Source organism: Melioribacteraceae bacterium, from assembly GCA_019638015.1.
GTDB lineage: Bacteria > Bacteroidota > Ignavibacteria > Ignavibacteriales > Melioribacteraceae > JAHBUP01.
This window is the reverse complement of the sequence record JAHBUP010000001.1, coordinates 3,729,048-3,743,733: the sequence shown is the minus strand read 5'-3', so window position 1 is coordinate 3,743,733 and position 14,686 is coordinate 3,729,048. Positions and strand designations below refer to the sequence as shown.

At 35.1% G+C, this 14,686-nt stretch carries 13 protein-coding genes; 8 read left to right on the top strand and 5 right to left on the bottom strand.

The window, feature by feature from the left end:
• Positions 1–50: 50 nt before the first annotated feature.
• From KF816_16035 to KF816_16025, 3 genes are all read left to right on the top strand, one after another.
• Positions 51–1,859, top strand: a complete 1,809-nt coding sequence (locus KF816_16035) for a C69 family dipeptidase (protein MBX3009532.1) — start codon at positions 51–53, stop codon at positions 1,857–1,859.
• 192 nt (positions 1,860–2,051) lie between these two features.
• Positions 2,052–3,401: a carbohydrate porin gene (locus tag KF816_16030; protein MBX3009531.1), complete on the top strand. Its 1,350-nt coding sequence runs from the start codon at positions 2,052–2,054 to the stop codon at positions 3,399–3,401.
• A 14-nt stretch (positions 3,402–3,415) separates the two neighbouring features.
• Positions 3,416–5,317: a HAMP domain-containing protein gene (locus KF816_16025; GenBank protein ID MBX3009530.1), complete on the top strand. Its 1,902-nt coding sequence runs from the start codon at positions 3,416–3,418 to the stop codon at positions 5,315–5,317.
• Between the two features lie 21 nt (positions 5,318–5,338).
• On the opposite strand, the gene KF816_16020 is transcribed toward KF816_16025, so the two are convergent.
• Genes KF816_16020 through KF816_16010 form a run of 3 tightly spaced genes read right to left on the bottom strand, consistent with a single transcriptional unit; the run spans position 5,339 to position 8,741 of the window.
• Entirely contained in the window at positions 5,339–6,295 is a 957-nt protein-coding gene (locus KF816_16020; GenBank protein ID MBX3009529.1) for a pyridoxal-phosphate dependent enzyme, read from the bottom strand.
• 26 nt (positions 6,296–6,321) lie between these two features.
• A complete protein-coding gene (cydB, locus tag KF816_16015; protein ID MBX3009528.1) occupies positions 6,322–7,350 on the bottom strand; it encodes a cytochrome d ubiquinol oxidase subunit II in 1,029 nt (342 codons plus the stop codon).
• Positions 7,351–7,373: 23 nt separating this feature from the next.
• Entirely contained in the window at positions 7,374–8,741 is a 1,368-nt protein-coding gene (locus KF816_16010) for a cytochrome ubiquinol oxidase subunit I (GenBank protein MBX3009527.1), read from the bottom strand.
• A gap of 235 nt (positions 8,742–8,976) precedes the next feature.
• On the opposite strand from KF816_16010, the gene KF816_16005 reads away from it, so the two are divergent.
• From KF816_16005 to KF816_15985, 5 genes are all read left to right on the top strand, one after another.
• The gene (locus KF816_16005; protein ID MBX3009526.1) at positions 8,977–9,534 is read left to right on the top strand and encodes a hypothetical protein; all 558 of its coding nucleotides are present in this window, start codon (positions 8,977–8,979) and stop codon (positions 9,532–9,534) included.
• 76 nt (positions 9,535–9,610) lie between these two features.
• Positions 9,611–10,135: an RNA polymerase sigma factor gene (locus KF816_16000; GenBank protein ID MBX3009525.1), complete on the top strand. Its 525-nt coding sequence runs from the start codon at positions 9,611–9,613 to the stop codon at positions 10,133–10,135.
• A gap of 24 nt (positions 10,136–10,159) precedes the next feature.
• On the top strand, positions 10,160–10,624 hold the full coding sequence (locus KF816_15995) for a hypothetical protein (GenBank protein MBX3009524.1): 465 nt from the start codon (positions 10,160–10,162) through the stop codon (positions 10,622–10,624).
• 8 nt (positions 10,625–10,632) lie between these two features.
• Positions 10,633–11,019, top strand: a complete 387-nt coding sequence (locus KF816_15990; GenBank protein MBX3009523.1) for an energy transducer TonB — start codon at positions 10,633–10,635, stop codon at positions 11,017–11,019.
• Positions 11,020–11,027: 8 nt separating this feature from the next.
• A complete protein-coding gene (locus tag KF816_15985; protein MBX3009522.1) occupies positions 11,028–11,396 on the top strand; it encodes an energy transducer TonB in 369 nt (122 codons plus the stop codon).
• A 46-nt stretch (positions 11,397–11,442) separates the two neighbouring features.
• On the opposite strand, the gene KF816_15980 is transcribed toward KF816_15985, so the two are convergent.
• Together KF816_15980 and rseP are read right to left on the bottom strand one after the other, a co-directional pair.
• A complete protein-coding gene (locus tag KF816_15980; GenBank protein ID MBX3009521.1) occupies positions 11,443–13,272 on the bottom strand; it encodes a TonB-dependent receptor in 1,830 nt (609 codons plus the stop codon).
• A 54-nt stretch (positions 13,273–13,326) separates the two neighbouring features.
• Positions 13,327–14,682 carry an RIP metalloprotease RseP gene (gene rseP / locus KF816_15975; GenBank protein MBX3009520.1) on the bottom strand — a complete coding sequence of 452 codons (1,356 nt, stop codon included), beginning with the start codon at positions 14,680–14,682 and terminating at the stop codon, positions 13,327–13,329.
• Positions 14,683–14,686 lie beyond the last annotated feature (4 nt).

Here is a 14,686-nt window from a genome sequence, read left to right as displayed (position 1 = left end):
ATCTCTATATTATTTTTAACGCCATAATTCATTAAATAATGGAAAATTGTATGAAGAAATTCTTAATCATAATTCTGATACTCGCATCATATGCGGCTAATCAAAGTATTGCTTGCACTAACTTATTGGTAACTAAAGGAGCTTCAAAAGATGGCTCCACAATGATAACCTACACTGCGGATTCTTACAATCTCTATGGAGAATTATATCATTACGCCGCAGCAAGATACCCCGCTGGAGCTATGCTCGAAGTTTATGAATGGGATACCGGAAAATTTTTAGGGAAAATATTACAAGCCCGCCAGACTTATAACGTTGTTGGAAATATGAATGAGCATCAACTTGTTATTGCCGAAACTACATTTGGCGGAAGAAGTGAGCTGGAAAACCCTCAAGGAATAATTGATTATGGAAGTTTAATATATATTACGCTTCAACGTGCTAAAACAGCGCGCGAAGCAATTAAAATAATGAGTGAGCTTGTTGAAGAATATGGATATTACAGTTCGGGCGAATCATTCTCTATTGCAGACGCAAATGAAGTTTGGATGATGGAAATGATTGGTAAAGGTCCCGGAGTTAAAGGAGCAAATTGGGTAGCAATTAGAATTCCCGAAGGATATATCGCTGGTCATGCAAATGCCTCACGAATTACAACATTTCCATTGAATGATCCCGAAAATTGTCTCTATTCAAAAGATATAATTTCGTTTGCACGTGAAAAAGGTTACTTCACTGGTAAAGATTCCGAATTTAATTTTTCGGCCGCATTTGCTCCTTTAGATTTTGGCGCGGTTCGTTTTTGCGACGCTCGTGTTTGGTCGATGTTCAGAAGATGTAATTCTACAATGGATAAATATCTCTCCTACATTAAAGGTGAGAGTATGGAGAGAATGCCTCTATTTATTAAGCCCGATAATAAACTTGGCGTTGATGATGTTATGAGTTTAATGCGTGATCAATATGAAGGAACAGAATTGGATATGTCTAAAGGACTTGCCGCCGGTCCTTACAGTATGCCATACCGCTGGCGACCATTAACATGGGAGTTTGAAGGAGAAAGATATTTTAATGAGCGCCCTATCTCTACACCTCAAACCGGATTTTCATTTATCACACAATCACGTTCATGGATGCCGAATGAAGTTGGCGGTTTATTGTGGTTTGGAGTTGATGATACAAGAATGACTGTCTATACTCCTATATATTCTTCAATCACAAAAATTCCATATAATTTTCAAAAGGGACTTGGTTCATTAGCTCATTTTACCTGGGATTCAGCATTCTGGGTGTTTAACTTTGTTGCTAATTCAGTTTATCCTAAGTATAGTTTAATGATTGACGATGTTAAAAACGTACAATATGAGTTAGAGGGAACATATCTATCTCAGCAGCAGGAAATTGAAGCTAAAGCATTGGCGCTCGCAAAAATTTCTAAAAGAGATGCAATTGAATTCCTCAATAATTACTCAATAGAATCTGCCACAAATACAGTTTCGAGATGGAAAAAATTAGGTGAGTTTTTAATTTTAAAATACATGGATGGCGTTGTTAAAAACGAATATTTCCAGCCGGTTAATGTTGGTTATCCAACCGAATTTAAACGGGCTCTCGTTGAAACTGAAGGTGATCAAATTAGGATGAAAAAACTCCCCGTTGAAATTGAAGAAGCTTTTAATGATAATTTCCAAAAAGGGGAAAATTTTCTTAAAGAAAAAAATTACGCCAAGGCAAAACAAAGTCTGCAAAAAGCATTTGAGCTGAAGCCGGATAAAATTGAATTGAAAGAGAAGATTGAAAAGATTGATGTAATTATGAAACAGATCGAAGAAATTCACGGAAAGGAATTTGGTAAGTAATTGAATTAGAAGGCCGGGGTTAAACCCGGCTTTTTTATACCGCATTTTTCATCCACCCAACACTAAATTAAATCCCCCTATTTTGTAATTAAATGCTTTGAAATTAAATACATATTTATTTTTATTCTTCATTTGAAAACTGTTAACTAATTCACTTTTGTAGCGATAATAGTCCAAAAATATGAAAGGACTATGCACCGCTATAGATTTATCTTCAGCCTCATACTGCTTTTAGCAGTTGAAACCAACTATTCGCAAGTTGATACCACAATAATTTTAGCTCAATTTTCATCTTCTTCATTATTAACGGATAAAGCTTTTTACGCGACATCGGGAGAGGAGAAAGATGAAGCGAAAAGTTTATCCTTCTATGAGTGGGAATTTCTGACCGGTCAATGGAACGGTTATAGAAATCAATTAATCGATTACGGTATTGATTTAGTTGTAGGTTACAAAGCAGATTTCCTTAGTAATTTGCGAGGCGGGACAAGAAGTGGCTCGGTCTTTCTCGATAATACTGATATAATACTATCATTCGATCTTGAAAAATTTGTAGGATTATCGAGTGCTAGTTTAGTTACACAATTTCTTGGAAACAGCGGCGGATCTCCCAATGAACTAGTTGGTTCATCTATGGGACTTAGTAATATTGAAACTACACCTACCTGGAAGCTATATCAACTACTTTTTGAACAATCATTCTTTGATAATAAATTCTCAGTTGCGGCAGGACTGTACGATTATAATTCTGAATTTGATAATAGAGAGAGCTCAGCTCTATTTATAAATCCCTCTCATGGTATTGGTGATGACATTTCAAAGAGCGGAGTAAATGGACCATCAATATTCCCAACAACGTCAGCCTCCCTAAGATTGAAATACCAGAACCAATCATTCTATCTTTTATCGGCAATTATGGATGGCGTACCCGGTCACGCCGATAATCCTTATGGCACGCATATTATTTTCAACAAACGTGATGGATTACTTACCGCCATGGAATTTGGTTTTGTTAATTCAATTGATGAAAAACTTAATTATAAATTAGGAATAGGTGCATGGAGGTATTCAACTAAATCACTAAATAATAACTTTTGGTCAAGCGGTGAAATAGAATTAAGTAACCCGCAGAACAACTTTGGAATTTATATAACGGCAGAAAGGAATCTTTTCTCTTCTTCTACAGGAGAGGATATGATGCTTTTTGGAAGAATAGGATATGCAAATAAGAATGTGAATCCAGTTACTTTTTATGCGGGTTCAGGATTATATTTTCGAGGATTCAACTTGGTTGGTAAGGACAATGAATTTGGCATTGCGTTCGCATTCTCACGTAATTCCGATTCATACAGAAATTTTATTTTTAATACTGAAGGCGATGACATAAAACCTTTTGAATTAAACATCGAGGCAACTTATCTGTTTGGTATTACACCATGGATGAAGTTACAGCCCGATATTCAGTACATAATTAACCCATCTTATTGCCCAAGCACAAATAACTGCGTTGTTGTTGGCTCAAGATTACTAATAAACTTTTAATAAATGGCACATTAATGAAACTTACGGTTGGTAGAAAAATTTTCGGGGGATTTGCAATAATATTATTTCTTATTTCTATAGCACTATTTTTGTTAAGAGGTGTGCTGGTGGAATATAAATCAGATGTAACAATAATCTCAAAACAAAATGAAAAAATGATGCTGGTGCAGAATTTGGCATTCCACATAATGCACCTTGGAGAAATATTTACTGATGCGGCGCTCACAAAAGAGAGAAAAGTAATTGATGAAGAAGCAATTGCAATATATGATGAAACAAAAAATATTATAATAAAACTGGGAGAAGATTTTAGCGATGATATTGAATTAGTAAACACAATGAAAAGTATTACTGCTCTATCCAATAGATATAAATTAACTGGCGAAGAGATGTTCGCTGAGTATTTGATTAGCGTTGAAGCCGGAAATATGGTGATGGATAAGTTTGATAAATTGACCGAAGAACTTTCGGAGATAACAGCAAAATTAGTAGAAAAAGAAAAACAAAATTATTCTTTAGCTTCCACTGAGTTGATTACGATGAGTGATGACTCATTAAATCAAATGTATATTAGCTCAAGCTTATTGGTAGCTATTGTGCTATTCTTCTCAGTGTTTATTAGCAATAAAATTGGCGCTCCAATCCGGGAATTGAACAGCGCGGCAGAAAAATTGGCGGGAGGTGATTTTTCCGTAAGAGTTAATGTTAAATCCAATGATGAAATTGGAAATTTAGGTGCAACCTTCAATAACATGGCAAAGAGCATTAGTCTTGACCGAGAAAATATAAAAGAAAAAACAATAATCGCGGAAAGATCGGCAGAAGAGGCTAAAATTGCTCACCAACAAGCAAGTGATGAACATGAATATCTTGAAAGAAATACAAACGTCATTTTATTGGAGATGAATAAATTTGCTAAGGGAGATTTAAATGCATTTGTTAAAGCAGAAAAAGAGGATGATGAGATTGGAAAACTTTTTAACGGATTTAATTTAGCTGTAACGAATACAAGAGAACTGATTGAAAAAATCTCAGAGGCAATTGAAGCTACAGCAAGCGCCAGTTCACAAATATCATCATCAGCGGAAGAAATGGCAGCGGGGGCTCAGGAGCAAGCCGCACAAACTAATGAAATAGTTCGCTCGATTGATGAAATGACAAGAACCATATTTGAAACAACAAAGAACACAAACCAAGCCGCAGAGACAGCAAAAGACGCACATGAGAAAGCGAGAACAGGGGGACATATTGTGAGCGAAACCATCGTTGGTATGAACAAAATTGATCTGGTAGTTAATAAAAGCGCCGATGTTGTTTTTACTCTTGGAAAGAACAGTGAAAAAATTGGTGAAATAGTTGAGGTCATTGAAGAAATCGCTGATCAAACAAATTTATTGGCGCTTAACGCGGCTATTGAAGCCGCAAGAGCCGGTGAACAGGGAAGAGGGTTTGCGGTTGTAGCCGATGAAGTGAGAAAACTGGCTGAACGAACCTCCAAGGCAACAAAAGAAATTTCCAGTATGATTGTACAGATACAAAGTGAGACAAACGAAGCTGTAAATTCAATGAAAATTGGGAAATCAGAAGTTGAAGAGGGAAAGAAACACGCGCATAAAGCCGGAGATGTACTAAACGAAATTGTAGAAAACTCAGATAAGTTAACAGATCTTGTTGTACAAGTTTCTGCGGCTAGCGAAGAACAGAATGCCACAGCCGAGGAGATAAGTAAAAATATTGAAAGTATTAATAATGTTACGTCAGAAAGTGCCGCTGGAATTCAACAGATAGCCCGTGCAGCGGAGGATTTAAATAATCTTACTAACAATTTAATGAACTTAATAAGCCATTTCAGAATTGATTCTGAATCATCTTCAATAACTAGTAAACTAAGTCAACAAAGAAGATTGCAAGGATAAAAAACTTACCAAGCAATGTAATTAAATATTCCAGGGCAACTTGTTCAAATCAACATTGCCCCCTGTAAGTATTAAGCCAATTTTTGCATCTTTAAATAATTCTTGATTTTCCATCACAACTGCCAATGTTACCGCGCAGGATGGTTCAATTATAATTTTCATTCTTTCCCAAATCATTTTCATTGATGAAATAATTGACTCTTCTGTCACTGTTATAATTTTATCTACATTTTCATTTATAATTGCAAATGTTCTCTCGCTTAGCTGAGTTAAAAGTCCGTCGCATATAGTTTTGGGATTAATACTGGGATAGATAATTCCGTCACGAATGGAACGAAATGCGTCATCCGCGCCCTTTGGTTCAGCACCAATGACTTTTGTTTTAGGGGAAAAATATTTAGCACTCAAGCAGGTCCCGCTCAATAAACCACCTCCGCCGGTTGGAGCAATCAAGTAGTCTAAATCATGCTGCTCTCCAAAAATTTCATAAGCGCAAGTGGCTTGTCCGGCAATAACGGAATAATCATCATAAGGATGAATAAAAGTAGCCCCGGTTTCTTCAACAATTTTAGCGAGTGTCGATTCTCGAGCTTGTAGAGTAGGTTCGCACAATATAATTTTTGCCCCGTACCCCGCGACTGCATCTTTTTTAATTTGAGGAGCGGTTCTCGGCATAACAATATATGCGGGAACGTTTTTCATTTTTGCCGCAAGTGCCAATGCCGCCGCGTGGTTGCCCGATGAGTGTGTCGCTACTCCGTTTTTGAGCATCTCATTATCAATTGAAAGAAGAGCATTGCTTGCGCCTCTAAATTTAAATGCGCCGACTTTCTGAAAATTTTCACACTTAAAGAATAATTTACACCCAAATATTTTATTTAATGATGTTGATGCTAATATTGGGGTATGGTGAATCTGATTTTTAATACGTTCATAAGCTATAACTATATTTTGTTGTGAAGGTGTCTCGTTCAGCATCTTTAGTCTCCAATTATCTGCAATAATCAATAACTCATATTATCTAATTTTACCTTTCCCCTAAATACCCAATAAATACTTATTGTGTAGGCCAGTACAAAAGGAACGCCGATTGCCGCAACAATAAGCATAATGTTTAGTGTTTTTTGGGATGAAGCCGCGTTATAAATATTTAGAGAAAATTCTGGATTGGGATTTGAAAGCACAATGTTGGGGAATAAGCCAATTGCAAATAAAATTAGTAATGCGGCAATACTTGCGCATGAAGAGAGAAAAGCTAAAAAATCTCTTTTGTGAAATATTTCTCTCGGAATATTTGCTATTGCCAGCATATTTAAAATCGCAACTACAAAAAACAAAGGCTGCTCTTTAAAATGCTGAACCATGTGGGGATAATAAATTAAAGTGTACATTGTTGTGGTTACATAACATATTACAAAAAATATAATAGTATTATTAACCCATCCTCTAATTTTTGATTGAAGAGAACCTTCGGTTTTCATTACCGCATATATTGAACCATGCATCATAAACAGTGCGACAGTTGTAATACCAACCATTATTGTATAAGGATTGATCAAACTTAAAAAGCTACCGGCGAATTCCTTTTCCGCATCTAACGGAATCCCCGCAATTAAATTTCCTAGCGCGACTCCCATTAAAAACGCAATTAAGATACTTGATACACAGAATGCGGTATCCCACATATTCCGCCACCATTTCATCTTTTCTTTACTTCTAAATTCAATTGCAACCGCTCTAAAAATCAAACCAAATAATAGAAGCATAAAGGCAGTATAAAAACCGGAGAACACCGTTGCGTATACATGAGGAAACGCCGCAAACAAAGCTCCCCCTCCAGTTACAAGCCAAACTTCATTGCCATCCCAAACAGGGCCAATTGAATTTAACATAATCCTTCGTTCAGTATCATCTTTTACTAAAAGGTGAAGCGCTCCAACACCAAGATCAAATCCATCCAGTATTGCGTATCCCGTGAGCAACACACCAATTAGAATGAACCAAATTGTATTTAAGTCGAATGTGAATTCCATAAAACATCTTCCTTAATTAAAAATTATTTCAGTATTGATTTTTGATTTTGGTATTCCGAACTAATTAATTCTGTATGCTCGGGGCCATGTTTAATTTTTTCGTTAAGAAGATATATGAACAACACAAAAAGAAGAGAATATATAATCATGAATAATATTAATGAGAACATGATTTGTTCGGCTGATACTACTTTTGAAAGCCCTTCAGATGTTCTCAATAAACCATATACTATCCATGGTTGTCTGCCCACTTCGGCCGAAATCCATCCAAGTTGATTTGCGATTTGAGGTCCCAGAACTGCGAAAATAAAAATTCTCATCAACCATTTCTTACTAAACATTTTATCAGAGCGCCACGAAAATACGGCTATTATCCCGAGGGCGATTAACATAAATCCAATAGCAACCATCACATGATAACTTTGAAATACTATATTAACAGGAGGTCTGTCCTCCGGTTTAAAAGAATTTAATCCGGTAATAGGTTTTTTTGAATCGCCATAAACAAGATAACTCAACATTCCGGGAATTCTAGCGCCAAATTTTACTTCCTGCTGTTCTTCATTTACCCATCCGAATAAATATAAATCACCTGCGGCTGATGAATCGAAGTGAGCTTCAAACGCCGCAAGTTTTGCCGGTTGAGTCTTGCTTATACCAACTGCGCTTTGATGTCCCGTATATAATTGAAAGAGGGAGGCAAATAATGCTAATCCAGCGGCAATTTTGAATGAAGATTTCGCGAATTCAATATGCTTGTTTTTAAGAATGTAATAAGCGCTCACACTTAAAACTAAAAAGGCACCCGCAAGCCATGCCCCGGATAGTACATGCGCTAATCTTTCCATTGATGAAGGATTAAAAACCATTTCCCAGAAATCTGTTATTTCAGCTCTGGCGTTTATTCCTTCTCCCACAATATGAAATCCAGCAGGGGTTTGCTGCCAAGAATTTGCAATAACAATCCATACAGCACTCATCATTGATCCAAGTGAGACCATTATAGTTGAAAAGAAGTGAACTTTTGGGGATACTTTATTCCATCCGAAAACTAATATTGCTAAGAAACCAGATTCGAGAAAAAAGGCAAATATTCCCTCTGCGGCTAACGCGCTTCCAAACACATCGCCAACAAAACGAGAATAGGTTGACCAATTTGTACCAAATTCAAATTCCATAACAATACCGGTTGCTACACCAATCGCAAAGGTTAACGCAAAAACTTTAACCCAAAACCTTGTCATATTTTCGTAAAGTTTGTTTTTTGTTTTGAGATACATCGCTTCCATAACTACGAGCAAAACTCCTAGTCCAATACTTAATGGCGGATATATGTAATGGAATGCGATTGTGAAGGCAAACTGAAGTCGTGCAAGTATTTCAACATCCATGGCAATACCTCATGAATTAACAGATTGTAATCTAAATAAAATTAATATTGCTTTTACATCCTAAACAAAATTATAAAACCAATAGATATAAAACCAATAATTGAATTAGCCTCAAAAAAGTTTTAAGCCATAAGGGTATCTATTATTTTCAAGATTAGTGAAAATGTAAAATTGAATAAGGTAGCGGATGAAATTATGATCGGGCAAAATTAGATTTCTTTATATATTTAATATCATGAATAAAAAATTTTTCAAATACTTATCGATTGGGTTGATTGTTATTATATCAGCATGTTCGGGAAAAATTAACTCTCTCTATTTTTCCGATTACCCTCTCACAAGCGGTAAAGTATCATCACAATCGGGCGCAATCTCTGTGATTCTTCCAAAGGGTTGGTTCATTGCAGAGGATAATGAATTTCGAATCAATGAAATATGGCTTATCAAAGAAGATTATTCGGCCTCTATTAGTTTTATACCAATCAATGTGGATTCTTCCACTGCCAACCAATTAGTGATTGGGGGATTGCCAGAATTAAAACGATTAAATTTTGCTTTTCGCAAAGCAAAGGTTGGAAACGCACCTTTATCTTTTTTGAATGAAGAGTTCTTCCAGGTGAATCACACCAAATTTTTAGCCTATGAGTATACAGGTCAAGGCAATTCCAAAATTCGAGTTGTGCTGTTCAAATTCAAGGACAAATTCTATGAATGCACTGCTAGTTCCTCAAACTCACAGAATTCAGAAGAATTGTTTAATGTTCAAAACACCATTCTTGCCACAATTCAATAAATTATTCTAAAATTATTAATTTCTACCGGCAACATTTTCTGTGTTGAAGCATCTTTTATAAAAAGAAAAAGAAACTTTGAAGAATAATTCGCAAAAAATAATTGAATTTACTCTGATTTATAATCAGCATAAAAAGCGATTATACAATTATGCGATTCGTATGCTGTACGATAAAATGTTATGCGAGGATTTAATTCAAAATGTTTTTATACGGTTATTTGAAAATTTGGATAAAATTAGGGATAAAGAAAGAGTTGAGTTTTGGCTTTTTACCTCAATTAGAAATGAAATCTATTCGTACTTCAGAACTAAAAAAGTACATGTTGATAAGTTCAATGTTTCTGATTCTGCAGAAGTAGAAATTGACTCGGGGGAGGATGTTGAACTGCAAGTAGAGTTAAATGAAATACGAAATATTGTATTAGAGGAGTTAGAGAAGATTCCTCTTGATCAAAAGGAAGTTTTTGTTCTCAAAGAATATGGACAATATTCATACAAGGAAATTTCTGAATTATTGGGAATTCCGGAGGAGTTAGTTAAAAGTAGGTTGCACAAGACAAGAGTAAAATTAGTATCAAGACTCACAAAGAAAATAATTTAGATATAAATGGGAATGGTGAATATTATGAATGAGCAAACTAAAAATACTATTGAGCAATATTTTGACAAGGAACTGCATAAATCAATGGAGCCCCAGCTATTCCAGTTATTAGCTGTTGATGAAAAAGCGCGCGATTATTTTAAAACTATATATGAATTGAAAAAATCATCTGAGGAAATAATCGAGGAATATCCACATCAGTTGGATAAAAAAATCTTGAATACACTTTATGAAAAAACAGCTAAACATAAATTTACTCTGCCAGACTTTAAGTTTTCCACGCTTTTAGCCTATTCATTTGCGCTGGTAATGTTTATAGTTTCCATACTGTTTTATTATGACCTTCGCACTTATCAACATCAATTGGATCAATCAATAGAGCAGATAAATTATAAACAAAAAGAAGTTGAACTTCTTCTTAATAGTATTCCGGTTGTACAGATCGAAGCGAATAATCTAAAACAGACAGCAATAAAAGCAAATTTATGAGGTGCATAATGAAAAAACTATTCTTTCTTTGGTTGATGATCGGTTTGGCAAGTTGTAATAATAATAAAGAGGAAAAGCTTCCTCCAAAGGAAGATTTTTATTTTGTGTCTGTTGAAGAAACACCAATGCCTGTGGGAGGAATTCAAGCATTAATGAAAAATGTTGTTTATCCAAAAGAGGCAAAAGAAAGTGGGATTCAGGGTAAAGTTTTTGTTAAAGCATTTATAAATGAAGATGGTGATGTGGTTAAAACGGAATTGCTAAAAGGTACTAATACAGCATTGGACAGCGCCGCTGAGAATGCCGTTAAAAGAACAAAATTTTTGCCAGGCAAACAAAAGGGTAAACCTGTAAAAGTACAGGTCGCAATACCAATAGTATTTAAATTACAATAGGAGTTAGTATGAAAAATATCAAAATACTTTTTCTAATAATTATTTTAGTTGCTTCTTTTACCTCACACTATGCTCAGGAGAAAGAAGGCGAACACCCAATGCCGGTAGGAGGAATGAAAGCCATACTGCAAAATGTTGTTTATCCTGAATCAGCAAAAGCAGAAAAAATTCAGGGTAAAGTATTAATAAAGGCAGTTGTGGGAGAAGATGGAAAAGTTATTAACGCCACATTGGCAAATGATGGGAATCCAGTATTGGCTGAAGCGGCAATTGCTGCTATAAAAGCAACAGAATTTTTACCGGCAATTAAAGATGGCAAGAAAGTAAAAGCAGAAGTTACAATCCCAGTGATGTTTAAGCTGGACGATAAAAAGTAGCAATGAACATAATTTATGAATGCCGGTTTGTTGCCGGCATTCAATCTTAATTTGATTTATCGGATAAGTGAAATTTCACACCCGCGCTAATTAACCTACCTGGTAAAGGAATTCCGCTTAGATCAAAATTGCTTGAATTGAATATGTTTGAGAGAAGTATATATATATCGAAATGATTTATTTTTTTTGTGAATTGAGTGTTGATAATAAAATTTGAATTGAAGTGTTCTCTCTCTTCAAACCGCAAAATCCAATTTTGATTAACTGAGAATGGTAGCTTGTTAGATATGCTAAGTACAAAGTGATGTTTAAGATGATCTAACAAATAACGCGATTCATAAATTCCCGCCTTACGATTTGAATTTAGATACGTGTAACCGAAGTTAATATTTCTAATAGGCTCATAATCAAAAATATAGCTTGAGTCCAATGAAAAAGAAAGCTCGATTCCTCTTGTCTGAATCTCAGTAACATTTTCAACTCTCCATGGTTCATCATAAGACCTTCTCACCCAATCAATAATATTATTACCATTTTTAATAAATAGAGCAAAATTTGCTTGTATATAATTATTCTTATATCTGGCGCCAATTTCAAAATTATTAGTTTGTTCATGAATAAGAAGAGGATTTCCCATGTTGGCGGGACTTGTGTAGAAAAGTTCTGTAAAAGTCGGAATTCTGAATGCTTTACCATAAGAACTAAAAATTCTCACTTCATTACTTAATTGGTAGCCGGCATTAATTCCCGGCCATATCTGCCAGCCAATATTGGTATAATTATACGCAAACCCGCCAATCGAAATTGATATTTTTTCAAGCGGTTCAAAAATATTTTCGAGAAATAAACCTCTTTTGCTCCTTTTGTGATTCCCCAAATTCGAACTGATAATCTCATCCCAGGCGACCTCTGCACCAAAGCTAATTTTTCCTATCATACTTTTGAATGTTGATTGAATCTCGAAACCATAAGAATTTGTCTTATGAATATTGCGATACCATTCGGGTCTATTGTTATCTAGTCGGTAATCATCATCATTTTCGCGCCAATAAATTTTTGGAGAGATAATTATTCCAGAAAGTTCAACCTCTGAGGTTAAGTGCGCCATCTTGGTTTTTGTATGTTCCCATTGATCAGGAAATCGGTCACTGTAAAAACTATTTGCATCAAATTTTTTGTCTATATAGCCAGTGAACAAATTAAGAACAGCTTTATTAAAGGACAAAGTTTGATTAAAAGTGAAATTGGTTATATCGAAATTCGTGTTGTGCCTATATCCATCCGACTTCTTTTTACTCAATGAAAAATTGTTAGTGCTAAAAAAAATAGGTAATGAGCCGCTAACGGCAGTTTCAAATAGATTATTTTGACCGCCGAGAATTGATATTGAAAGTGTACTAGACTTTTCTTTTTTGGTAATAAAGTTAATTGCTCCGCTGAATGCGTTTGCCCCAAAACTGCGGGATCCTTCTCCCTTTAGAATTTCAATTCTATCAATGTTATCAATCGAAAGGGGGAGATTTAAATTGTGGTGCCCAGTTTGTGGATCGCTAATTTTTACTCCATCAATCATAATTAAAGTTTGTTCAAAATTTCCACCTCTAATAGATATATCAGATTGAACTCCTTCAACTCCTCGTGATCTTAAATCAACGGATGAAATAAATTTCAAGATGTCAATAATATTTGTGGCAGGTAGCTTACGCAAATCTTTATTAGTAATTACGAATAAATTTCTATTTAAATCAGAGGAGGGGATCGATATTCTTCCGGAAGTAATTACTATTTCATCAATTTGATATTCTTTTTCAGATTGGGGATAGATCAGAAAATTTAATATGAAGAGGAGGTATAGCGAGATGATTTTTTTCATCATTAAATCCGTTCTATATAAAAAAGGCTCTTCACAATGGAAGAGCCTCGAAGCAAATTAGAGACTTATAAGATCATTATAAATAATAAACGCCATTAATAACAATAGAATAGCGAAGCCAGTATTTTGAATTACGATTTTTACCTTTAGAGGCAATTCTCTTCTGAACAATCCCTCAATTAAAATTATCACAAAATGTCCACCATCTAAAACAGGGAATGGAAGTATATTAATAATAGCAAGGCTCAAACTTAGCATAGCTAAAAAGTATAAGAAAGCGATTATTCCGGTGTCTGCACTTTTAGCTGCAAACTGCGCAATTTTAACTGGTCCACCAAAGGCTTGCTTAAATTCAATTTTTCCGGTTATAACATTCTTTAGCATAGAGAGAGTTAATACTGTATAATCGGCTGCGTTTGCAAAGCTTTGAGTAATTGAAGTTAAGAACCCATATGTCTTGTATGTAATGTTTCCCGTATAAGCTAATGAATGTGAAATTCCAATTTTACCTTCCATGCTTGGTTTAACCATCGTTCTGATTGTATCAAGATCTCTCAGTAATACAATAGAAATTTCAGAAGTTTTATTTGAAGTAATAATATTGTTTATCATTAATCCATCAGTTAAAACCTCATTATTCATTTCAAGAATGATGTCGCGGGGTTTTAATCCGGCGTCTTCTGCTGGCGAATTTTTTACCACCTCAATTATTACCGGTTGTGATGGTGACGGAACTAAGAAAAAACCCTCTTGAGCCGAATCGTTTATAAATTTTCTTGGAATGTTCAAATTCACTTTCGCGCTATCGCGGTAAACAGTAACCGTAGCGTCGGTAGTTAAATTTTTGGCGATAAGATTTTCTACTACATCATCCCAATTATTAACAAAGACACCATTAATCTCAACTATAGAATCGCCCGACTTAAATCCAACCTCAGCGGCTTTACTATCGCTTTCAATTCTATGAATTGTGGTAGTATTAAATACCTGTTTACCTTGAAAGAAATTAATACCCCAAAATATTACTAATGTCAGCAGTAGATTCATTGCAACACCGGCAGTAATAACAAATAATTTAGCGATAGTAGATTTGGCTCTAAACTCATACGGTTTTGGTTCAGATTCTAGTGATTTTGTATCAAGACTTTCATCAACCATGCCTGTAATTTTTACATATCCTCCAAAAGGAAGGAGACATAATCTGTAATCAGTATTTCCTTGTCCATCGAAATCGGTAGGAAGGTTTCCAAAAGTGAACCCGGTTAGTTTATTAAAGCCAAAGAGTCTTTTACCAAACCCAATAGCAAATACATCCACCCTCATCTTAGAGATTTTTGCCGCGGCAAAATGTCCGAACTCATGAACAAAAACCAGTATTGCTATAGTGACAATAAAATATATTAAGTAGTCCATTTAG